Here is a 22145-nt window from a genome sequence, read left to right as displayed (position 1 = left end):
GTTAACCTTGGCATATTTTGTGCTCATAATCCAGACAAGCTTTTAATTCTTTTATGATTAGGACCATTACTTTAAAATTCCTCTTAATTTTCCTGCTCGCCATCCCAACTTCAGTATTTGCAAATTTTGATTTCAATAGCAACTGCCTTAAAGCATATCAGCAAATTTTTGAATTAAAGTTAAGTTCTGCCAGACAATTAATTGTAGCTGAAAAGAAGTTAAATCCTAAAAACACCATCGTTCCTTTACTGGAAAATTATCTGGACTATTTTTATTTATTAACCAATGAAAGCAAACAGGAATTTGACCGGTTAAAAGAAAATAAGTCTGATCGGTTGGATCTCATTGAAGATGGCGACGAGAAATCTCCCTATTTTTTATATGCCCAAGCTGAGATTAATTTACAATGGGCTTTGATTAGGGGAAGATATGGAGAGTATTTTACTGCTGCCCGGGAAATAAAAAGAGCCAATAGTTTACTGCAGGAAAATAATAAAAGATTTCCAGGTTTTCATCTTAATTTAAAAGGTCTTGGAATTATAAATGCTTTTTTAGGTAATCTGCCTGACGGTATGTTAAAGAGTACCCTTGCAACTTTTGGGATAAAAGGAAATTTACAAAATGGGATCTCTATGCTTGACAAGCTTGCAGAAAATTTACCCAAATCTAAATATGAGCCCTTTTATGAAGAAGTGGTATTTTATTATTCAGTCGTACTAACAGATATTGCACATAGCCCGTCTGCGTATGCTAAGGTTATGAAGTATACGGATAAATTTTCTGAACTCAATTTGCTGAAAGTCTATTTACAGGCCCAGGTATGTTTAAGATCGGGTCACACGGAAGAAGCCATTTCTATTTTAAATAATAAACCTGCTGCTGCTTTTTTTCAATCTTTTCCATATCTTGATTTTTTACTCGGGACAGCGAAACTTAACAAACTGGATTATTCTGCTTCTCAGGATTTCAATCGATTTTTGCAGTTAAACAAGGGTAATAGCTATATTAAAGACGCCAACCTCCATCTGGGCTGGATATCACTTTTAAAAGGCGACAAAGCGGCCTATATAGGTTATATGTCAAAGGTTAAGTCAAATGGTTATACCTACCAGGAAAAAGACAAACAGGCGATGAACGAAGCATCAGCTGTAGTTCCAAATATAAATCTGCTGAAAGCCCGCTTGTTATTTGATGGCGGTTATTATGAAAAAGCATTAGATGTCATCTCTCTGGATAAAGCTTCTGCATATGCTGTGGGAAGGGATAGAACTGAGTTTTATTACAGGAGCGGAAGATTGAACGATGAATTGGGAAAAGACGATCAGGCATTATTAAACTATCAAAATGCAGTTAATTCAGGTAAGGATCTAAAGTATTATTTCGCCGCTAACTCTGCTCTGCAGATGGGTAAAATTTACGAAAAAAAGAAAAACTACCCAAAGGCAAAGGATTCTTTTAATTTAGCAATTGGGATGAAAGACCACGATTATGAGAATAGCATTGAAAGTCAGGCTAAAGCTGGGATCAACAGGGTTAAATAAGGATTAAAACTTATATATAAAAGCATTGATATGCATACCTGCACCAACAGAAGCAAATACAGCATATTCATCTTTCTTTATTTCATAGCCTTCAACTTTGTTCTTAAGCACAAGGTCTAGCAAGGTAGGAATAGTAGCTACAGAGCTATTTCCAAGCCATGAGATGGTCATTGGCACCAGGTTTTCCGGGACACTATCCAAGTTATACAGCTTAAATAAACGCTTCATAATGGCATGGTCCATCTTGCCGTTGGCCTGATGAATGAATACCGTCTTTATATCTTCAATACTTATTCCCGCATTGTCAATCGCCTTCTTAACGACTTGCGGAACATTCAGTACTGCGAATTCATAAAGCTTTCTGCCATTCATCTTCAGATAGGTATTTCCATTAGATTCTGCTGGATTATTGCTTTTGCCCATAACCAGAAGCGAGCCATAGCTTGCAGCATAGGTTTGAGTTTTATGTGCAATGATCCCCGTTGGTTCTTCAGATTCTTTTACCTCAAATATAACAGCGCCGGCGCCGTCAGAAAAGATCATGCTGTCACGGTCATGCGGATCAATTATCCTTGAAAGTGTCTCAGAACCAATAACCATTACACGTTTGGCATCTCCGCTTTGAATCAGATAGTTTGCCTGTATTGTTCCCTGTACCCAACCAGGACAGCCAAAAATTATATCATAGGCAACACAGTCCGGATTTTCAATAGCAAGGGCTTGCTTAACTTTTGCGGCTAAAGCAGGTAAAATATCCATTCTGTTGGATCCTGCAGAGATATCTCCAAAGTTGTGGCAAAAGATGATATGATCTAATGTTTCTTTATCAATTCCAGCATCCTCAATTGCACGCTGGGCAGCAATTGTTGCAATGTCGCTGTTTAAGGAGCCATCACTAACATAACGACGTTCCTGAATCTCTGTAATCTCTGTAAATTTTTTAATAACTTCCGCAATGTCTTTGTCTAAAGGAAGGCCATTATCATAGAATGTGGAATTTAAAAAAGAATCTCCAGAAATTACATTTTCTGGAATATAGCTACCAGTTCCTTTTATAACCGAGTGTATTGTTGTTTTATTGCTCATTATGAACCGCAGACTGTTTTGGTATACAGTATAAAATTAAGATAATTTTATTAGAAACAAAAATTTTAAGAGAAATCTTCGATTAAAAACACAAATAGTTCTTTAGGTCCGTGAGCACCAAGCACCAGTGTTTTTTCAATATCAGCCGTTCTGCTTGGCCCGGTAATGGTGCTGATCATCGATGGAATCTGACTTCCATATTTATCTTTAATGATCTTAAATGCATCTTTTAGGTCCATAACCAGCTGGCCCGTCCTGGCAATCACAATATGATGATGTGGAAATATACTTAATCTCCTTCCTGCAGCATTTTGGTTAGATACCATTACAGATCCATTTCGTGCAATCAGGGCTTCACAGAGTGTGATACCTACTTCTGCAAGCTCAAAATCTTTATCTGTTTTATAAAAAGGAAATTCATATTCTGATAGCAGGTCCTGAAGCTCTGGCTCCCAGCAGTATATTTTTCTCCAGCTATATTTATCCGCCAGGTGCAAAATATTCTCAATAAATTCTATTCCATTCTCGCAATAGATAAAATTGCCTGAAACAGCAGTTAGCTGTTCTGCAAATAAAACTTCAGGATATTCTGTGTTTTCAGTATAGAGTGGGGTATCTTCTAAGTTGGGATATGGATTGTCTCTTTTTTCAAGAAGTGCTTTCCTTATCTTTTTCAACATCAATTCTTTGGAGGAAATATTTTCTTGCATAAAAAATGGATTTGCTGCCGCCTTATATACCAAGGCGGCAGCCCCATGAAATAGATTGTACTATAACTCTTTGTCTGTAGGATCAGCAGAAATGGCAGGATCAATAGTTTCTCCTACACCATCGTGTAACAGACCTTCTGCGGCAGGTTTTTGATCACCTGTGCCATTTACAAATTCGTCATAAGCAGTACGGCTGTCAAAAGGACGTTTTCCTAAGATCTCTTCCAGGTCAGCCTGAAAAAGTATCTCTTTTTCCAATAGTTTCAGCGCAAGTTTTTCTAAGCCTTCTCTTTTATCAGTTAGCAGCTGCTTAGTTCTTGAATAAACACCTTCTATTAGTTTACGAACTTCATGATCAATCATTTCTGATGTTTTTTCAGAATATGGTTTGTTAAAGTTGTACTCATTTTGAGGATCATGGAAAGAAACATTACCGATTGTACTGTTCATGCCATAAATGGTTACCATGGCATATGATAGCTTAGTAATGCGTTCCAAATCGTTCTGTGCGCCTGTAGAGATCTTGCCAAAAACAATGTCTTCTGCAACTCTTCCGCCCATGGTCATACACATACCATCAGTCAGTTGCTCTGTTGTATATAGGAACTGTTCTTTAGGCAAGTATTGAGCGTAACCCAATGCTGCAACACCGCGGGGAACAATGGATACCTTAACAAGTGGGTCTGCGTGTTCCAGAAACCATCCGGCAATGGCATGGCCAGCTTCATGGTAAGCAACAATTCGTTTCTCTTCAGGAGATATGATCTTATTTTTCTTTTCTAAACCACCAATAACCCGGTCAATTGCATCTTGAAAATCTTGCATATCAACATGTTCTTTATTGCGTCTTGCAGCAATAAGGGCAGCCTCATTACAAACATTGGCAATCTCAGCACCAGCAAATCCGGGAGTCTGGGCAGAAAGTTTTTTAGCATCAACCACTTCAGCGGTCTTAATTGGCTTTAAGTGAACTTTGAATATTTGTTCACGCCCAGCAAGATCAGGTTTATCAATAGAGATTTGTCTGTCAAACCTGCCTGGTCTCAATAAGGCACTATCCAATACATCCGGACGGTTGGTTGCGGCAAGGATTATGATCCCTGAATCGGTACCAAAGCCATCCATTTCAACCAAAAGCTGGTTTAATGTATTTTCCCGCTCATCATTTCCACCCATCATGCTATTTTTTCCACGTGCACGGCCAATGGCGTCAACCTCATCTATAAAGATGATACATGGAGCTTTATCCTTTGCTTGTTTAAATAGATCACGAACGCGTGAGGCACCAACGCCAACGAACATCTCTACAAAGTCTGACCCCGAAAGAGAGAAAAAAGGAACTTGTGCTTCACCGGCAACAGCTTTTGCCAATAATGTTTTACCTGTACCAGGAGATCCAACAAGCAATGCTCCTTTCGGTATTTTACCTCCCAGGTTCGTATACTTTTTAGGATTTTTAAGGAAATCGACGATTTCCATGATCTCTTGTTTAGCTTCTTCCAGACCAGCCACATCGTTAAATGTTACATTTACCTGGCTTTCTTTATCAAATAGCGTTGCTTTAGATTTCCCAATGTTGAAAATCTGTCCGCCACCACCTCCAGCACCACCGCCCATACGGCGCATAATGAAGATCCAGAAACCAATAAATAGTAAAACTGGAATGATCACGGTAAAGAACCATGAGTTAAATGAACTTTGTCTCGTGTCTTTTTCTGCAAGAATCTGCTGTTCCTTCGGAAGGTCTTTTTGAGATTCTTTTAATTGTGCGTCCAGGCCATCCATAGAGCCAGCGGTAAAGAAAGCTACCGGACCTGTAGAAGAAGTACCAAAGTTATTCTTGGTTTGATACTCTTTGTATTTAGGGGAGTTGATCTTATCTTTTTTCAGAAAGATATCTACCTTAACCAGATCCTCATGTTTGTAGGCAACGAGTTTTTGAACATCACCAGGTAACAGCATCTGTGTTTCAAACTCACGGTAAGTAATGGATTTGCTGCTTTCCGAGCTAAACAGGAATTGCAGTAAGATCAGACCTAAAATAATAGCGGCATAAATCCAAAAAATATTAAATTTTGAACCTTTTTGAGGCTTCTTTGGTATGTTAGGTATTCTTTTTATTAGGTTAGGTTTTTTATTTTGGTTCTCTTTCATCGTTAAATCAAAAAATGTGGATGTGAATGATTAAGCGCTTTTATAGGATGTAGCCAGAGCATCTCCCCATAAATCTTCAATTCCATAAAAGTCGCGTTTTTCAGTTTTAAATATGTGCACAACAATGTCAAAATAATCAAGGATTATCCACTCTGCTGAATCTTGCCCTTCCTTACGCCAAGGGTTTGTTTGAGTATTTTTATAAATTTCTTCTTCAACACTGTCTGCGATTGCTTTAACCTGGGTAGAAGAGTTTGCGCTGCAAATGATGAAATAATCGGAAACTGAACTGTTCAGTTCTCTTAAGTCTAAACGTACGATGTCATTACCTTTTTTTTCCTGTATGCCATGTACGGCTATTTCTGAGAGATATGTAGAAAGGTTTCCTATTTTCTTTTTTACCATTAAAATGTTTTAATTTTGATAAACAAATATACAATCAACACACTTGCAAAATAACACTTTTTCAACATTATTTGTTGGTCAAAATCTTATACGATTACCGGCCGTTGATTCTACCAATAACTTTTTAAAGATGTTGGTGTCAAAATCCGAGCCATTACCCGAAGGAACTGTTATTATGGCAGATGATCAATTTGCAGGAAGAGGTCAGCAGGAAAGTGCCTGGCATGCCGAAGCCGGACTTAACCTTACCTTTAGCATTCTTCTAAAACCGTCATTCTTGCCCGTTCAAAAACAATTTATGCTAAATATAGCAGTTAGCATTGGCATTAACAAAGCACTCACAGCATTTGTGAATGAGAATGTTAAAGTAAAGTGGCCAAACGACATTTATTTTGAAGGTAAAAAAGTTGGCGGGATACTGATTGAAAACAATATCGCTGGTACAAGGTATAAATCAGCTGTTGTTGGTATTGGAATTAATGTAAATCAACGGTATTTTGACATTGAAAAAGTAAAACCTGCAACATCGATAGCTGAAATATTAAATCAGGAAGTTGATCTTATTAAATTATTGGCAGTTCTTTGCAGTCATATTGAAAGTGAATACCTCAAACTTAGGACAGCAAACTATATCCGTATGACTGAAGATTATGTCAATGGCTTATACAAATTTAATCAATTGGCCTGGTATAAGCATAAGGATTATATATTTGAAGGAAGGATCCGTGGAATCACTGAAACCGGACAGTTGATCATACGTGCCGGAAATGCGGAGACCAATTATAATTTTAAAGAGGTTGAATTTTTGGACCTTAATGGTTAGTGGTTATAGCCAATAACCAGATCTCCCACTTGTGATGCTTCTTTAGCTAACAACTTAAACAAAAGATTAGGGGATCGTAAAATTAATAACACTTCCAATGTTGAGGGCCTTTAAATAAAAAATTATAAGTATTTTCACGGCCACATTGTATATACTGTAAAGTGACAGCGTGTAATGAGTACGCATTAGGACTACAATTTGGAACATATTGGCCGACCAGGTAAATGATTGCCAAGGCTAGCTAACAAGATATAAATGAGTAAAATTAAAAATATAGGTGTATTAACATCGGGAGGTGATGCCCCGGGGATGAATGCTGCCATAAGGGCAGTGGTTAGAGCTGGAATTTACTATGATTTAAAAGTTACAGGTATTTTAAGAGGATATGAAGGCTTAATTAACGGGGATTTTATCGAAATGGACCGTAAGTCTGTTGCTAATATTATTCAGCGCGGCGGAACTATTTTAAAAACAGCACGAAGTGATGCCTTTAGGAGCAAAGAAGGACGGATTGAGGCCTATAAGCAACTAAAGAAAAGCGAAATTGATGCGTTGATCGTAATAGGTGGCGATGGTACTTTTACAGGAGCGAATTTATTCTCCGCTGAATTTGATTTTCCTGTCATTGGATTACCCGGAACAATTGACAATGACCTTGAGGGTACTGATTTTACAATAGGTTACGATACTGCAATTAATACCGTAATCAATGCGGTAGACAAGATCAGGGATACGGCAGAATCTCATGACCGTTTATTTATTGTTGAAGTTATGGGTCGTGACTCTGGACTGATTGCTTTAAGAAGTGGGATTGGTGTTGGAGCGGAGGCTATTATGATCCCTGAGGCCAATATGGGTGTCGACGGTTTAGTGACCCGTCTTGAAACTGGCAGAAAAGATAAAGCTTCTAAGATAATTATAGTTGCTGAAGGTGATGAAATGGGCGGTGCATTTAATGTTGGGGAAGTCTTAAAAGAAAAATTCCCTAATTATGATATACGTGTTTCTGTTCTTGGACATATCCAGCGCGGAGGAAAGCCAAGTTGTATGGATCGTGTACTGGCCAGCCGGCTTGGCGTTGCAGCCGTAGAAGGGATAATTGCACAACGTACGTCTGAAATGGCAGGCTTAAAGAACAATGAGATTGTGTTTACACCATTTGATCATGCCATTAAGCATATTGATGCTAAAGAAATAACTCCAGCCTGGTTAAAGCTGGTCGAAATACTTTCATTATAAAAAAAGGCAGCTGATCAGCTGCCTTTTTTATCTTATTTATTCTATAATGACAGCAGTTCCGGTTGCCGCAACCATTAACATACTGCCTCCGCTGCCTACAGTTTCGTAGTCAAGATCAACGCCTATAATTGCATTTGCACCCATGGCAGCAGCATATTGCTGCATCTCATTAATGGCTGTATTCTTACCTTCTCTTAATACTTGTTCATAAGATCCTGATCTGCCGCCAACGATATCCCGGATTCCGGCGAATAGATCTTTAAAAATATTGGCACCAATGATGGTTTCGCCGCTTACAAGGCCAATGTACTTAACTATTTTTTTGCCTTCTACAGTATTTGTTGTTGTTACTAGCATATCAAAAAGTTTAGAACTTTGACGCTGTGCTTTTAGAAATGTTACAGCAACTTGTCTAGTACTTGGGTCCAGTTATCCACGCGTTCATAATCTGTTAACAACAGGTTATGTGGAGAAGTAAACAATAGCTTCCGGCCATTAAAACCAATGAAATTTTTTGCCCGGTCATCAATCATAACATCAACGTTTACTATTTTATCCCCACAGAATATGATGTTCCTCCAGCTTATAAATGGAAAGTGCTCAGCCAGCCAGTCCAGTTTGTCTTCTAAAGAATTTCTAAATTCCATTGCTGCAGAAACAATATATACCTCATTGTTTTCCTGTAATTTTTTCACGGCCTCAATGCTGCCTTCTATCACTTCTAAATCCCTGAAAAACCCTTTTTCATTGATGTAATCGAACCATTTGTTGTTAACGTGCTCTGGAACGTGGTGGTATATTTCATTGCCCGGATCAAGGATCAGGTCAAGGGGTACTCCATAGTCACGGTTATAAAGCTTTATAAATTTATGTATAGGATCGGCCAATACTTCGTCCATATCTATTGCTATTCTCATATCATTCGTGTTTGATCCAAATATCCTTAATAACAAGCGTAATAATGTTAATTGAATTTAAAATTACTGCATCTTGTTAATCATTAGTATTTTACTTACTTTTGCAACCCCGCAAGCATGAAGCTCCGGGAACTATGTTGAATACATAAATAAAATAAGAAATGGCAACTAAAATCAGATTGCAAAGATTCGGTAAAAAAGGTAAACCTTTTTTCCACGTAGTGGTAGCGGATTCCCGTTCACCAAGAGATGGTAAATTTATTGAGCGTTTAGGTTCTTATAACCCAAATACCAATCCTGCTACTATTGAACTTAATTTTGACAAAACTTTAGACTGGATGAACAAAGGTGCTGAGCCTACGGACACTTGTCGTGCTATCCTTTCTTATAAAGGTGTTTTATACAAGAAACACTTAGAAGGTGGTATTAAAAAAGGTGCATTAACAGTTGAACAGGCAGATGTTAAATTTGCAGAATGGTTGACTGCTAAAGACGGCAAAATTGAAGGTAAAAAAGACAACTTGACTAAATCTAAAGACGAAGTTAAGAAAACAGCTTTAGCTGCTGAAGCAAAGAAAAATGCAGATCGCGCTGCTGCCCTTGCCATTAAAAATGCACCGGTAGAAGAAGAGGTTGTTGAAGAAACTCCTGAAGTTGAAGAAGAGGCTCCTGTAGCTGAAGCGGCAACTGAGGAAGCTCCTGCTGCTGAAGAAGCTGCTGAAAGCAACGAAGAAGAAAAAGCATAACAATTTTTGTTATTCTGAATAATAGCGAAGGATCTTTCATTGGAATGTATCCTTCGCTATTTTTTTATTTAAAATATTCACCCTAACCTCAGGCTGAATCGTGTAATTAAAATCCAAATGAAAATAGAAGAAGCATTTTACATCGGTTATTTCACAAAAACAAAAGGTTTAAAAGGAGAACTTCAATTGTTTTTTGAATATGATGAACCAGAATTATTAGAGTTGGATGTGATCTTTGCGGAAATTAACAGTAAAATGGTTCCTTTTTTTGTTTCATCCTATAAACTGCACACCAATAATACCGGAAATTTTTACTTTGATGATTTAGATCATATTGATAAGGCTCAGCCATTGGTTAAGAAAAAAGTGTATTTGCCTTTAACTAAAATGCCTGATCGTTCTGATGATGATTTTCATTATAACGATCTAAAAGGCTTTATCGCTTCTGACGAAACGCATGGAGAACTCGGAGAAATAATTGAAATAAATGAATATCCTCAGCAATTCGTTGCTACGGTATCTTATAAGAACAAAGAGATTATGTTTCCTTTGAATGACGACATGATTGTTGAAATTGATGAAGATGAAGGTACTATTCTTGTAGATCTTCCCGAAGGACTGCTGGATATATACCTGGAAAATTAATGCTTAACTTTGTACCATGCGTTTTGATATTATTACTGTTCTGCCTGCTCTTTTAGAAAGCCCCTTTGCACATTCCATTTTACAGCGTGCACAAAAAAAAGGAATCGCTGAGATTGTGGTACACAGCCTAAGGGATTATTCCACAAATAAACAGAAAAGCGTAGACGATTATCCATATGGTGGAGGAAGCGGAATGGTGATGTCGATTGAGCCTTTTGCTAAATGTATTGAAGGGTTAAAAGCCATGCGGGAATATGATGAAGTTATCTTCATGAGCCCCGATGGTGAAACGCTGAATCAAACCATTGCCAATGAGCTTTCCGGCAAAGGGAATGTGATCATTTTATGTGGTCACTATAAAGGGATAGATCAGCGGATACGGGACTTATTTGTAACCCGGGAGATCTCTATTGGCGACTATGTCTTGTCAGGTGGAGAACTTCCTGCTGCAGTTCTTGTAGATGCCATAGTCCGGTTGATCCCAGGAGTGTTGAATGACGAAACGTCAGCACTTTCTGATAGCTTTCAGGGAGAGCTTTTAGACGCACCGGTATATACCAGACCAGCAGACTGGAATGGACACCGGGTTCCCGATATTTTGCTAAGCGGCCACGAGGCTAAAATTAATGAATGGAGACACGAGCAGGCGCTGGCCCGTACGCAGGCCCGCCGTCCCGATCTGCTGGAAGATTAATTTCTACTATTATCCACGGCTTAATAAGCTGATTATTTTGTCCTTATCCTTCATTTGATTTTTTAATACGACAAGCATTTCTCCGCAAGCAGTTAGATTTGCCTTTAATACGATATAGTCTGATTTTTCTACAGGTTGGATCTGCTCGTTTTCACCGTGAGGTATAGGTCCTCCTGTTTCAAAAAAAACAGAAGGATTAACTTCCAAAATCCTGGCCATTCTTAAAATGTCATTGTATTTAATTGATCCTCTGGTTAAACTTAATTTAAAGCCATCAAAAGTTTTATCCATTTCAAAAGCAAGCCAGGTTAGTGATCTGCTTTTTTCTTTAAGTATTTGGTCTATAGTTTTCTTTAAAAGCATGGTATTTTGTTAATAATTGTTAGGTGAACATAAAAAATATAGTATATTTGACTAAATAAATAAGTGTATATTCTGTATTTATTTGGTAATAATACACAAATTTTTAATATTATTAACTAATTTATTATGCAAAAATTAATTATTATTGAAAGTGGCATAAAAAAATACAAGATTAATGAATGCATGCTCAGGCTTTCCAGAGGGGATTATAAAAAGGCAGTTTTACATATCCCCGGATTTCTGAATATATCTCTGAACACATTTCATAACTGGAGAAAGATCAGTATAAATGATGAACAGGATATTCCCCATGAAAAAGTGGTATTGTTTGAGATCCTGTTTGGATTAAAAAGAGGAGGGTTGCTGAATAAACGAATCAGATCCAAATCACTGAATCAGCGGTTAAAGGCAGTCACTCAGTAACAGGAAAGCTATAAATGGATTTTATGGAAAAAAGAAGAAAATATAAGATAGATGAAGAAATGAATAAATTGAATCTTCCGGATTATAAATCGGCAATTAAAATTATTCCGAGAGAACTGGGCATTGCATTTAATACCTTTCATAATTACCGAAAACTATTAATAGAAGATACTGCAGATATTCCTTATGAAAAAGTAAGAAAGTTGGAATGCTTATTTGGAATGGAGAGTGGCGGACTGATAAACGGCCTTAAACCGTGCAAGAACCTCAAAGAGTTGATATATTTGGAGCGGCAGCAGAACGGTTCGGAGAACTAGTTCACATTAAAATTATGTGGAAATCATAAAGAATGTGGAAAAAAATAAAAATCACTTTTTTTTATAAAATAAAATTCCTAATATTGCAGTCCGATTTTAAACAACAAAAAGTCGGCTTAATAGCTTAAAATCATGGATTTAGTAAAATTTGTTGAAGAGCAGGTAATCGCAAAAAATGAGTTTCCTGTATTCAAATCAGGAGATACAGTGAGTGTTCACTATAAAATTCGCGAAGGTAATAAAGAACGTATTCAAATTTACCAGGGCGTAGTATTGCAACGCAATAGTGTTGGTGCTAACGAAACTTTCACTGTTCGTAAAATGTCTAATGGTGTTGGTGTTGAACGGATCTTCCCGATAAATTCTCCAAACATCGCTAAAATTGAAGTTAACAGCATCGGTAAAGTGCGTAGAGCGAAACTATTCTATCTTCGTGAATTAACTGGTAAAGCAGCTCGTATCAAATCTAAAAGAGGTTAATTCTTTAGATCAAAGCATAATAACCTTCCCGATCAAATTGGGGAGGTTTTTTTGTATATGCTCATTTTCTACTGGAACCGTTTGCTTTGACAGTTTTATTTAAGTTTGCGCCAGACGACTTTATTTCAATCGATGCATCTCATTTAATTTATAACGTAATAGAACAGATTATCAAATAAGTGTTTTAGTATGGATAGTAGTTTTTTTGATCAGATTTTTTGGGGCAATACTTTAAAACAATATTGCTTTTTTGCAGGATTTATTTTACTGGGGCTGATCTTTAAAAGGATAGTTTCCAGACTGGTAAGCTTATTGATTTTTTCAGGATTTAAAAAATTTGCTGAAAATATCAAAGACGATACCTTCGTCTCTTTATTGTTGAAACCGATAGAATCTTTCATTACATTTTTTACACTTTATGTGGCTATAAACCAGTTAAGACACCCATTGGATGTTGTAATCTGGCACAGAGTTAAGTTAAAACAAGAAATTACAATAACAATTGGAGATGGCCTGGACAAGATCTTTCTGTTTCTGATCATACTTTCCATTTTCTGGATCATATTAAGAATTGTAGATTTTATTGCACATGTTTTAAAATATAAAGCATCATTAACCAATAATAAGGCCGACGACCAGCTGATTCCTTTTTTAAAGGAATTAATGAAAACCCTAATTTGTTTCATGGGATTCTTTGTTTTGCTCGGGTTTGTTTTTGAAATTAATGTGCTCACACTAATCACAGGACTTGGAATTGGAGGTATCGCCATTGCACTGGCGGCTAAAGAAAGTCTGGAAAATCTGATTGGGTCATTTACCATCTTCCTGGATAAGCCGTTTACAGTTGGTGATACAGTTAAAGTAGATGGAATTGAAGGAACTATTGAAAAAGTAGGCTTTAGAAGCACCTGGCTAATTAGTCCGGATAAAACAACAATAGTGATCCCAAACCGGGCGATGATTGATGGTGTACTTGAAAACGTTACCTTAAGGAATTATAGAAGAGTAAACTTTTTTATTGGATTAACCTACGAGACCGCGGCAGCCGATGTAAAGAAAATACTTGAATCGATAAATGAATATCTGTCTGATAACCCCAATACTAAAGATGGTTATGCAACATTTGATGGTTTCGGAGACTCTTCATTAAATATCCAGGTATTATACCTGGTCATTAATATGGAGCATGCTGAATATGTCCGGGTAAAAGAGGCAATCAATTTCAGGTTAATTGAAATTGTAAAAGAATACGGTTCTGATTTTGCCTATCCAACTCAACGTTTAATCAAAGAAAATACATCGGTTCAAAAACCGCAGTAATTAAATATTTAAGGCACTACCCGATTTTCTACGCATAAAAATGCCCCATAAACTGTATAATCTTATGGGGCATTTCAATAAGTCTTGTTATATATTGAACTTGATTATGAGAGTTCCGCAAGAACCGTAATCCCACCTTTAACCACTTGGTTTAGTTCCAGGTTAACCTTGGTTCCAAGAGGCAGAAAGATATCTACCCTGGAGCCAAATTTAATGAAACCGAATTCTTTTCCCTGGTCAACAACATCACCTTCTTTAACATACCATACAATCCTTCTGGCAAGGGCTCCTGCAATTTGCCTGAACAACACAGGAATTCCATTTGCATGCTCTACAACGACTGTAGTGCGCTCATTCTCTGTTGATGATTTCGGGTTCCATGCCGCCAGGTATTTTCCGGGATGGTATTTGAAGAATTTGACAACTCCAGAGATTGGATTTCTGTTGATGTGAACATTAACGGGAGACATAAATATGGAGACCTGAATTCTTTTATCTTTAAAATATTCCCCTTCTTCAGTTTCTTCAATAACAACAACTTTTCCATCTGCAGGGCAGATGACAAGGTTTTCACCAGATGTAAATGACCTGGATGGATTCCTGAAAAATTGCAGAACAATAATAAATAGTGCAAGTGAAAAAATATAAATGATCCATCTTAGCCAGGCTATATCTGCAAATCTATAATCAATAATTGCATTCAATATAAAAATGAAAAGCAGCGATAACGCAATGGTAGTGTAACCTTCTTTGTGTATGGTCATTGTTATTAAATAATAATTTTGTGCAAAATTGTAAAAAAATATTGAATTAAGGTAAAGGTGGAGCAACAGTTTTGGCCCGGTATATATCTTTAAGATTTCTTCCAAGCCCATTGTAATCCAGGCCATAGCCAACAACAAACTCATTAGCGATCTCAAAACCAACATATTCCAATTCGTCAATAGGGGCTTTCAATGCGGTAGGTTTCAATAATAAAGAACATACTTTTACCGAAGCTGGCTTTTGTTTATGAACTTCATTTAAGATGTAGCCAAGTGTAAAACCGGTATCAACAATATCTTCAATGATAACTACGTCGCGGTTATGAAGATCTTCAGGTAAACCAAATACTTCTTTAATGGAGCCGCTGCTTTCCGTTCCTGTATAGGATGAAACCTTTATAAATCCAACTTCACAAGAAATGTTAATTTCCTTTAAAAGGTCTGCCATAAAAAGAAAGCTGCCGTTCAATACCCCAATAAAAATAGGGCACCTGCTTTCATAATCAACATTCATCTGTATTGCGATCAGACGTGTCCGCTTACAGATATTATCGTTCTCTAAAAGGATCTCAAATTCTTTATCTTCTATCTGGATCTTATTCATGATTAGATTATTAAACGCTTGTTATCTATAAGATTATTCATTTTTTTTCTTTTGGCTCTCCAGGATTTTCTGGAGTTCTTTTTCTCTTCTTCGCTCTTCTCTTTTATCCTGTCTCAATTGTTTCTTGGTTTTAATGGTATCCGCCCTAGATCTTGACACCGTATCCTTACCGGGAGTACCAAATAAACGATCAAATAAATTTTTAGATTCAGGCTGCGTATTGATCGCCGGAAGCGGATCATCTCCGTCAAAAGCTGTGGTATCAATTGTAGCAGAGTCCGGAAGTAAATATTGCCTTAGTCCTTCACGAAGCCTTACGTTATAGAATCCATAGCCGCTGGTATCAGGAGAGGTTAACCCTCTTCTGGCCATAATGTTTCCCAGGTACTTAAAGTAGTTAAACAGATAGTCCTTCAATCCTCCATCTCCTCTAAACTTATACAGCGCAATTTTTGGACGCGGAACAATATTGGCCAGAAATATACCCTCTCCAATGTTGAGTTCTGCAGGTGTTTTTCCAAAATAATGACGGGTAGCCTCACCAATTCCATAAACATTCTGTCCCATCTCAATGATGTTGAAATAAACTTCAAGCATCCTGTTCTTACTGATCAGATCATTATTTTCAATTAGCCATACAATCAGTATTTCTTCAGCCTTACGGGCTAAAGTTTTCTGCCTGCTCAAAAACACATTTTTTACCAGCTGCATAGAAATCGTACTGCCTCCTCTAACAAATTTCTTTTCCTTAAAATTTACAGCAAATGACTTTCGGATAGATTCCTGTACAAACCCTTTATGCGAAAAGAAAGAAGGATCTTCTGAGGTGAGGATTGCATTTTTAAAGTTGCTTGAAATTTCAGAAAGAGGAGTATAATTTGGATTCGATGGGCCAATTACGATATTTCTCATCGGTTTCCCATACTCGTAGGGAGTATAAACGAAGTCTTTATTGATCTTTTGAAGGTTTGTTTTTCCCCATTTAAGAATTTTGAAATTAGTAGGGGTTAAGCCAGAATAAAACTTAACACTATCAGGTTGTGAACTGTCCAGATAGAAAGCCAGATCATACTTAACCTTCCCGCTTACTTTTAAACCATCCAAAGATTCGAAAAGCCCTTGTGGAAATGAGTTCAAAACTTCTTGGGCATCTTGTTCTGGCGCCGATAATTTTACTTCGTAGATCTTATCCGGTGAAAGGGTATATTTTAAATAAGGATGTATTTCTGCTTTTTTTAAGAAAACTGTCGAAGAGCTGTCCAAGGCAATAAAATTTGGCCCGATCAATACATCGGCATTAATTTTAGCATCAGGAATAACGATATCGTTTGCTGCAATTTTACTATGATTGATCAGGAGGTTCTTTACAGACCAGGAACCTTCAATCTTAAAGTCATCACCGCTATAATCTGCATTCTTCATTTCAGTGCGTATCGTATCAAAGCTAAATTTGGCATTCAGCTTCCGGTTAAGATAAGGTAGTTCTACCTTCATCTTGTCCGCAAAGAACACAATGTCAAAGCGTTTTTTACCAGGCATCACTTTTCCGTTTACATGCCAGGTAGCCGCATTTGTATTTACCAGTATCGTTGAACTTAGGTCGCCATCGTCTATGGTTGCCCTGGTTGTTAAAAACGTAAGGTGCGCAGTATCGTTGTCATTAACGGAAATCAACAGATCTTTGATCTGAAGGTCGTCAGGGATTTTATATAAAAGCTGATTTAACAGGTTATGTGCCAGGTCACCAAGATCAACCTTAGATTTGGGTTCTGTACTGTCCTTTTTTTTGCGTTTCAGAAAAAAATCAAGATTACTCAGCGAGTCTTTAAACACTACATTAACTTTACCTGTGTTCAAAATGATTTGTGAGAGTTTAACATTTCCGGCAATCAGCGGAAAAAGCTTTACGCCTACAGTGATGTCATTGATCTTAATTAAAGTATCCCGGTCTTTTGGCACCACAAAAATATTCTTCATGTGTACGGTACTCAGCCCGCTAAACCCAGCCTCCCCGATGTTTACTTTTAGGCCATAATCTGCATCGGCTTTCGCAATGGCTTTGGCAATCATTTTCTGAAGCAAGGCTTCTCTTTTACTGTAAGCGATGGAACCTAAAATTATAAAAAGCAACAGAAAACCCCCTAAAACCCAGGCGCCAATCTTTAGGTATTTTTTAGGGATATTAATTTTGGGAAGATGCATGCTGTAAATTAGATGTTTAATGCTAAACGCTTAATACAAGTTAAAAGTTTATTTAGGGCTAAAAATACAATAAAAAGGGGCATAATGAATTTATGTATCACTTTTTATAATTTCCTCTATATGTCATTTTTTGCAAATGGAGAAGTTAGATTGTCAAAATCAAGGTGACGGGACGTGTTAAATTGAATATCCCTTCAATTTTAGTTAACTTTGTACCAATGATTATTAGTCCGGAACAAGTACTGAATGCCTTAAGAAATGTTGAAGATCCTGATCTTAAAAAAGATCTGGTTACCCTTAACATGATTAAAGATCTAAAGATAGAAGACATGCAGGTGAGCTTTACTTTAGAATTAACAACACCCGCATGCCCAATGAAGGATATGCTAAAGAATGCATGTTTAAATGCAGTTAAGCATTTTGTAAATAAAGAAGCAGAAGTAACGATAAATGTTACATCCAGGGTAACTAAGCCAATGGATACCACACAGCTAAAAGATATCAGGAACATTGTACTTGTCTCTTCAGGTAAAGGAGGTGTAGGTAAATCTACTGTAGCAAGTAATCTGGCTATTGCCCTTGCAGCAGATGGAGCTAAAGTTGGATTGATTGATGCGGATATTTATGGGCCTTCTGTACCGACGATGTTCGATCTTGTAAATGCCAAGCCAGGAGCAAGAGAAACCCCTGAAGGCAAGACCCTGATTATGCCTATTGAAAAGTATGGGATAAAATTACTTTCCCTTGGTTTCTTTGCAGATCCGGATCAGCCTGTGCCATGGCGTGGTCCAATGGCCTCAAACGCAGTGAAGCAATTGTTTAATGATGCCGATTGGGGTGAACTGGATTATTTGATCGTAGACCTTCCGCCGGGAACAGGTGATATTCACATTACCATTACACAAAGCTTTCCAATAGCAGGAGCCGTAATCGTAACCACACCACAGCAGGTGGCGCTGGCTGATACGAGAAAAGGATTGGCCATGTTCAGAATGCCGGGAATTAATATACCTGTTTTAGGTGTAATAGAGAATATGGCCTATTTTACACCAGAAGAGCTACCAGATAACAAATACTACATCTTTGGTAAAGATGGGGGTAAGCTGCTGGCTAAATCATTTGAAGTTCCTTTTCTTGGTGAAATACCGATAGTTCAGAGTATTACAGAGGCAGGAGATAAAGGCACGCCTATTGCATTAAATGCTTCCAGTAAACTTTCCGTATCGTTTGCAGAACTTGCAGGAAAGGTTGCGCAGCAAATTGCGATCAATAATGCACTGTCTGCTAATTAGTAACTTATAATAAAAATTACTATTTTTATATTTTAAAATTTAACCGATGAATTTAACAGAACAAGTAGAGCAGGCATTAGAAAGCATTCGTCCCTATTTAATTGCAGACGGAGGAGATGTTGCAATAGAAGAGATCACTCCGGATAATGTAGTTAAATTAAAGCTATTGGGAAATTGCGGATCTTGCAAAATGAGCTTTATGACTATGAAAGCTGGTATTGAACAAGCTATTATGAAAGCCGTTCCACAAATCACGGCAGTTGTTGCAGTTAACTTAGCAGAACCAGTATAAATCATTTAACACAATTTAACTACTTGTATTGTTTAATACAATTAGGTTTGTAATATGAAGTATTCATTCACAGTCTTATTGCTTTTTTTTGTCTCCAGCGTTTTTGCACAGCAAATTACTCCGGGCAAAAAATTAATCCAATTTTCAGGGATCATAACTGATGTGGATAGTAATTCTGTTGTGCCTTATGTTACCGTAACCAATATGACCAATAAGGGTCAGGTATATGCTGCCAATTACAAAGGGTTCTTCTCTTTTATTGCGCATCCCGGAGATACAATCTTGTATACCGCAGTAGGATATAAAAACCTGATCATTCCTATACCTGCAGTAATTGATGATTCCAAGTATACCGAAATGGTTAAAATGAAAGCAGAGATCATCAACCTTCCAACCTTTGTCGTTTTTCCATGGGCAACCATAGAAGATTTTACCAGAGACTTTATGTCCATGAAAATTGCAGATGATGATTATCTGATTGCCGCTAAAAATCTTTCAAAACAGAGCATTGGAGGTTTAATTGTAACCATGCCAAGGGACGGTGGAGAAATCCAAAGCTCTAACTTCAGGCTAAACCACTTCAATTCCTTAAACAAGAATATGCGGCAGACCAACCCGTTATTAAACCCGTTTGCATGGGGTAAGCTCATGCAGTCTATTTTTAGGGGTGATGAGAGCAGAAGTGCAGAAAACTAACGCCTTTTACTCTGGTTTGGGAAACGCATTCTGTAATCAGCCTTAACATTACCTTTAGAAATCGAATCTAATTTACTTTTGAGCATCCTTTTACGCAGCAGGCTTAGCTTATCTGTAAATAGCGTTCCTTGTATGTGATCGTATTCATGTTGTATTACACGGGCAGGCATTCCGGTAACTTCCTCTTCGTGCAATTGCCAGTTTTCATCGTAATATTTAACTCGGATATTGGGTTTGCGCATTACATCTTCCCTGATATCGGGAATGCTTAAACATCCTTCATTAAAGGCCCAGGGTTCACCGGTTTCTTCCAGTATCTCTGCATTAATAAATACTTTTTTGTAGCGGTTTTTGTCTTCGCTTCCAGTATCAACAATAAATAACCGGATAGCCTGTCCAATTTGAGGCGCTGCCAAACCAACACCGCTGGCATTATACATGGTATCAAACATGTTGGTGATCAGTTGATCCAACTCCGGATAATTCTCATCAATAGGGGCGCATACTTTTTTCAAAACTGGATCTCCGTATGCTACAATCGGTAACTTCATAACGCAAAGGTACAAATATTACCCTAAAGGGTAAAAAGTTAGGGCACTAAGATTATTCTCATTAAGGATTTCATCCGCAATAGCAGCGAGATCTGTGGTACTCACATCCTGTATTTTGTTAAAAACAGTTTGGAGATCGTCAATTCTATCATAGTCAATCAGGCTTTTTGCCATTGAAATGATTAGTCCGATACGATTTTCCTCACCAAGGGCAATCTGTCCAATAAACTTGTTCTTCGCTTTTTGCAGCTGAAGTTCTGTTAGAGGTTTTTCTCTTAGTTTTTTAAATTCTTTAAAGATGAGGTTCAACGCGCGGTCTGATTTTTCTTTATCTGTTCCGAAATAAAGTGTGAAAATCCCGGTATCAGTTAACGGACTAAAGCTACTTTCAATTGTATAGGCAATACCGTATTTTTCCCGGATTTGAAGGTTTAGTACAGAACTCATCCCGGTTCCCCCAAAGTGATTATTTAAAAGAAGTAAGCCGGTTTTATAAGGGTGATGTAAGGAATAGGCCTGTATACCTAATACAGTATGTGATTGGGCAATTGGTTTTTGAAGTCCCTGGGTAAAAATCTTAGCCGGTTTAGGAGCTTTCCTGGTTTCCGAAAATAAGTTCTCCTCAATATCACTATAATACTTCGTGCCTATATGAGTAAGCTTTTGAAAACTATAATTCCCAATTACAGCAACAACTATTTTATCCGTATGGTAATTGTCTTTTATAAATTGCTTTACATTCTTTTGCGTTAGCGCATCTACAGACTCAACAGTACCAAGAATATTTCTGCCCAATGGATGATCTGCAAAAAGAAGATCTTCAAAATCATCATATATGGCTTCTTCAGGCTGATCCTGATATGATGCAATTTCATCTAAGATCACACTTTTTTCTTTTTCTATCTCATCTTCAGGAAAGGTAGAATGAAAAATGATATCGTTAAATAATTCTAAGGTACGGTCCAGGTAAGGGTTTAAAAAAGAAGCATGAATACAAGTATATTCTTTTGTTGTATATGCATTCAGATCAGCTCCAACACTCTCCAGCCGATTTAAAATCTGGTTGGTATTTCTCTTTTCTGTACGTTTAAAAACAAGGTGCTCAATAAAATGAGCTAATCCCGACTGATCTTCTTTCTCGTCCCTCGATCCGCTATTTACAATGATGCAGGCATGTGATATTGCAGATGCAGAAGGCACATGAAGTAAGCGGATGCCATTAGGCAGGGTATGAACATTATATTCCATTACCAGGCAAAGGTAAGCAGAAAAATATCATGTGGTTATACTATTTCAGTATTGAACAGATAGATAACGGCTAACAGGTAGAAAGCTATTATTTTAATGCGGCATACCTAAAGGTATAAAAACCGGTTTCCCCAAATTCATCCTGATCCAGGTAGTAGCTTTGAATATCAAGTTTTATCACTTTTCCGCCAGATGTCTTTACAATAATTACCCGGTCTTTAATTGGCTGGATCTCATGCGTAGACATGTCATAAGTATACCATCCATTTCCAGATCCGGTAGGAATGGCACTTGTACTTTGAGTATCCTCTTTAAAGCCGGTAGCGGGAGCTTTTAACACTTTGTCAAAGCTGCTATCTTTTAAAACCTGAGCAGTTACCTTAACCTTTGAGCTGCTGTTTAATTTTATCGTTGTTCCTTTAAAAGCCAAATCCCAAACTTCTGTTTCTTTTACCGCTTTACCTGTTTCAAGGTTAAAAAAAGAAGTTTTAGTTTTAGCGTCCAGGTTTTTCTCTGTTCTTATGGCTTGTGCTGATGCAGCAGTATTTAAAAATAGTCCTGTTAACAGGATATAAACTAGTTTATTCATCGTGATTTGATCTAATTATACAAATAAACAAAACTATTTAGAAT

26 protein-coding genes are annotated in these 22145 nt (G+C 37.3%); 13 read left to right on the top strand and 13 right to left on the bottom strand.

All coding sequences use genetic code 11. The features are described from left to right. Window positions 1–53: 53 nt before the first annotated feature. Window positions 54–1541 carry a YfgM family protein gene (locus tag ATK78_RS08285; RefSeq protein ID WP_133575620.1) on the top strand — a complete coding sequence of 496 codons (1488 nt, stop codon included), beginning with the start codon at window positions 54–56 and terminating at the stop codon, window positions 1539–1541. A 3-nt stretch (window positions 1542–1544) separates the two neighbouring features. On the opposite strand, the gene ATK78_RS08280 is transcribed toward ATK78_RS08285, so the two are convergent. The 4 genes from ATK78_RS08280 to rsfS all read right to left on the bottom strand — a co-directional run bounded on the left by ATK78_RS08280 (window position 1545) and on the right by rsfS (window position 5896). Beyond that, a complete protein-coding gene (locus ATK78_RS08280) occupies window positions 1545–2627 on the bottom strand; it encodes a 3-oxoacyl-ACP synthase III family protein (protein WP_133575619.1) in 1083 nt (360 codons plus the stop codon). 65 nt (window positions 2628–2692) lie between these two features. Continuing rightward, window positions 2693–3337 carry a LutC/YkgG family protein gene (locus ATK78_RS08275; protein ID WP_133575618.1) on the bottom strand — a complete coding sequence of 215 codons (645 nt, stop codon included), beginning with the start codon at window positions 3335–3337 and terminating at the stop codon, window positions 2693–2695. 60 nt (window positions 3338–3397) lie between these two features. Continuing rightward, window positions 3398–5491, bottom strand: a complete 2094-nt coding sequence (gene ftsH / locus ATK78_RS08270; RefSeq protein WP_133575617.1) for an ATP-dependent zinc metalloprotease FtsH — start codon at window positions 5489–5491, stop codon at window positions 3398–3400. Window positions 5492–5521: 30 nt separating this feature from the next. Beyond that, window positions 5522–5896 carry a ribosome silencing factor gene (gene rsfS / locus ATK78_RS08265; RefSeq protein ID WP_133575616.1) on the bottom strand — a complete coding sequence of 125 codons (375 nt, stop codon included), beginning with the start codon at window positions 5894–5896 and terminating at the stop codon, window positions 5522–5524. A 43-nt stretch (window positions 5897–5939) separates the two neighbouring features. On the opposite strand from rsfS, the gene ATK78_RS08260 reads away from it, so the two are divergent. Both ATK78_RS08260 and pfkA read left to right on the top strand, forming a co-directional pair. Then, entirely contained in the window at window positions 5940–6719 is a 780-nt protein-coding gene (locus ATK78_RS08260) for a biotin--[acetyl-CoA-carboxylase] ligase (protein WP_133575615.1), read from the top strand. A 255-nt stretch (window positions 6720–6974) separates the two neighbouring features. Continuing rightward, window positions 6975–7958: a 6-phosphofructokinase gene (gene pfkA / locus ATK78_RS08255; protein ID WP_133575614.1), complete on the top strand. Its 984-nt coding sequence runs from the start codon at window positions 6975–6977 to the stop codon at window positions 7956–7958. A 36-nt stretch (window positions 7959–7994) separates the two neighbouring features. Here the strand turns inward: pfkA and ATK78_RS08250 are convergent, their stop codons facing one another. After that, window positions 7995–8315, bottom strand: a complete 321-nt coding sequence (locus ATK78_RS08250; protein WP_133575613.1) for a heavy metal-binding domain-containing protein — start codon at window positions 8313–8315, stop codon at window positions 7995–7997. A gap of 41 nt (window positions 8316–8356) precedes the next feature. Next, window positions 8357–8875: a 5' nucleotidase, NT5C type gene (locus ATK78_RS08245; RefSeq protein ID WP_243732479.1), complete on the bottom strand. Its 519-nt coding sequence runs from the start codon at window positions 8873–8875 to the stop codon at window positions 8357–8359. Between the two features lie 161 nt (window positions 8876–9036). On the opposite strand from ATK78_RS08245, the gene ATK78_RS08240 reads away from it, so the two are divergent. The 3 genes from ATK78_RS08240 to trmD all read left to right on the top strand — a co-directional run bounded on the left by ATK78_RS08240 (window position 9037) and on the right by trmD (window position 10960). Beyond that, window positions 9037–9621: a 30S ribosomal protein S16 gene (locus ATK78_RS08240; protein WP_133575612.1), complete on the top strand. Its 585-nt coding sequence runs from the start codon at window positions 9037–9039 to the stop codon at window positions 9619–9621. A gap of 117 nt (window positions 9622–9738) precedes the next feature. Continuing rightward, a complete protein-coding gene (gene rimM / locus ATK78_RS08235) occupies window positions 9739–10266 on the top strand; it encodes a ribosome maturation factor RimM (protein WP_133575611.1) in 528 nt (175 codons plus the stop codon). Between the two features lie 16 nt (window positions 10267–10282). Next, window positions 10283–10960 carry a tRNA (guanosine(37)-N1)-methyltransferase TrmD gene (gene trmD / locus ATK78_RS08230; RefSeq protein WP_133575610.1) on the top strand — a complete coding sequence of 226 codons (678 nt, stop codon included), beginning with the start codon at window positions 10283–10285 and terminating at the stop codon, window positions 10958–10960. A 9-nt stretch (window positions 10961–10969) separates the two neighbouring features. Here trmD and ATK78_RS08225 read toward each other — a convergent pair whose 3' ends face one another. Beyond that, window positions 10970–11323, bottom strand: coding sequence for a hypothetical protein (locus tag ATK78_RS08225; protein ID WP_133575609.1), 354 nt, complete (start codon window positions 11321–11323; stop codon window positions 10970–10972). A 126-nt stretch (window positions 11324–11449) separates the two neighbouring features. Between ATK78_RS08225 and ATK78_RS08220 the strand changes: the two genes are divergently transcribed. From ATK78_RS08220 to ATK78_RS08205, 4 genes are all read left to right on the top strand, one after another. Continuing rightward, on the top strand, window positions 11450–11746 hold the full coding sequence (locus ATK78_RS08220; protein WP_133575608.1) for a hypothetical protein: 297 nt from the start codon (window positions 11450–11452) through the stop codon (window positions 11744–11746). Between the two features lie 23 nt (window positions 11747–11769). Beyond that, entirely contained in the window at window positions 11770–12063 is a 294-nt protein-coding gene (locus tag ATK78_RS08215) for a hypothetical protein (protein ID WP_133575607.1), read from the top strand. Between the two features lie 132 nt (window positions 12064–12195). Further along, window positions 12196–12543 carry a 50S ribosomal protein L19 gene (gene rplS / locus ATK78_RS08210; protein ID WP_133575606.1) on the top strand — a complete coding sequence of 116 codons (348 nt, stop codon included), beginning with the start codon at window positions 12196–12198 and terminating at the stop codon, window positions 12541–12543. Window positions 12544–12732: 189 nt separating this feature from the next. After that, complete coding sequence (locus ATK78_RS08205) at window positions 12733–13863, top strand: mechanosensitive ion channel family protein (RefSeq protein WP_133575605.1); 1131 nt, start codon at window positions 12733–12735, stop codon at window positions 13861–13863. Between the two features lie 104 nt (window positions 13864–13967). Here ATK78_RS08205 and ATK78_RS08200 read toward each other — a convergent pair whose 3' ends face one another. Genes ATK78_RS08200 through ATK78_RS08190 form a run of 3 tightly spaced genes read right to left on the bottom strand, consistent with a single transcriptional unit; the run spans window position 13968 to window position 17433 of the window. Next, window positions 13968–14627 (bottom strand): phosphatidylserine decarboxylase family protein, encoded by a 660-nt coding sequence (locus ATK78_RS08200; RefSeq protein ID WP_133575604.1) that lies wholly within the window; start codon window positions 14625–14627, stop codon window positions 13968–13970. A 46-nt stretch (window positions 14628–14673) separates the two neighbouring features. Then, window positions 14674–15231: a hypoxanthine phosphoribosyltransferase gene (gene hpt / locus ATK78_RS08195; RefSeq protein WP_133575603.1), complete on the bottom strand. Its 558-nt coding sequence runs from the start codon at window positions 15229–15231 to the stop codon at window positions 14674–14676. 33 nt (window positions 15232–15264) lie between these two features. Then, window positions 15265–17433 (bottom strand): transglycosylase domain-containing protein, encoded by a 2169-nt coding sequence (locus ATK78_RS08190; protein ID WP_133575602.1) that lies wholly within the window; start codon window positions 17431–17433, stop codon window positions 15265–15267. Window positions 17434–17651: 218 nt separating this feature from the next. Between ATK78_RS08190 and ATK78_RS08185 the strand changes: the two genes are divergently transcribed. Genes ATK78_RS08185 through ATK78_RS08175 form a run of 3 tightly spaced genes read left to right on the top strand, consistent with a single transcriptional unit; the run spans window position 17652 to window position 19713 of the window. Continuing rightward, the gene (locus ATK78_RS08185) at window positions 17652–18725 is read left to right on the top strand and encodes an Mrp/NBP35 family ATP-binding protein (protein WP_208112331.1); all 1074 of its coding nucleotides are present in this window, start codon (window positions 17652–17654) and stop codon (window positions 18723–18725) included. Between the two features lie 46 nt (window positions 18726–18771). Then, window positions 18772–19017 carry a NifU family protein gene (locus ATK78_RS08180; protein WP_133575601.1) on the top strand — a complete coding sequence of 82 codons (246 nt, stop codon included), beginning with the start codon at window positions 18772–18774 and terminating at the stop codon, window positions 19015–19017. Between the two features lie 54 nt (window positions 19018–19071). Continuing rightward, window positions 19072–19713, top strand: a complete 642-nt coding sequence (locus tag ATK78_RS08175) for a peptidase associated/transthyretin-like domain-containing protein (protein ID WP_133575600.1) — start codon at window positions 19072–19074, stop codon at window positions 19711–19713. On the opposite strand, the gene def is transcribed toward ATK78_RS08175, so the two are convergent. The 3 genes from def to ATK78_RS08160 form a co-directional block, all read right to left on the bottom strand. Further along, window positions 19710–20264 (bottom strand): peptide deformylase, encoded by a 555-nt coding sequence (gene def, locus ATK78_RS08170; protein WP_133575599.1) that lies wholly within the window; start codon window positions 20262–20264, stop codon window positions 19710–19712. The genes ATK78_RS08175 and def overlap by 4 nt on opposite strands. An 18-nt stretch (window positions 20265–20282) precedes the next feature. Next, entirely contained in the window at window positions 20283–21512 is a 1230-nt protein-coding gene (locus ATK78_RS08165) for a M16 family metallopeptidase (protein WP_133575598.1), read from the bottom strand. Between the two features lie 88 nt (window positions 21513–21600). Further along, window positions 21601–22101: an HmuY family protein gene (locus ATK78_RS08160; protein ID WP_133575597.1), complete on the bottom strand. Its 501-nt coding sequence runs from the start codon at window positions 22099–22101 to the stop codon at window positions 21601–21603. Window positions 22102–22145 lie beyond the last annotated feature (44 nt).

It is taken from the genome of Pedobacter metabolipauper (assembly GCF_004362715.1).
In the GTDB taxonomy this organism is placed as follows: domain Bacteria; phylum Bacteroidota; class Bacteroidia; order Sphingobacteriales; family Sphingobacteriaceae; genus Pedobacter; species Pedobacter metabolipauper.
The sequence above is the reverse complement of the archived record's forward strand: the minus strand, read 5'-3'. Positions and strand labels throughout refer to the sequence as shown.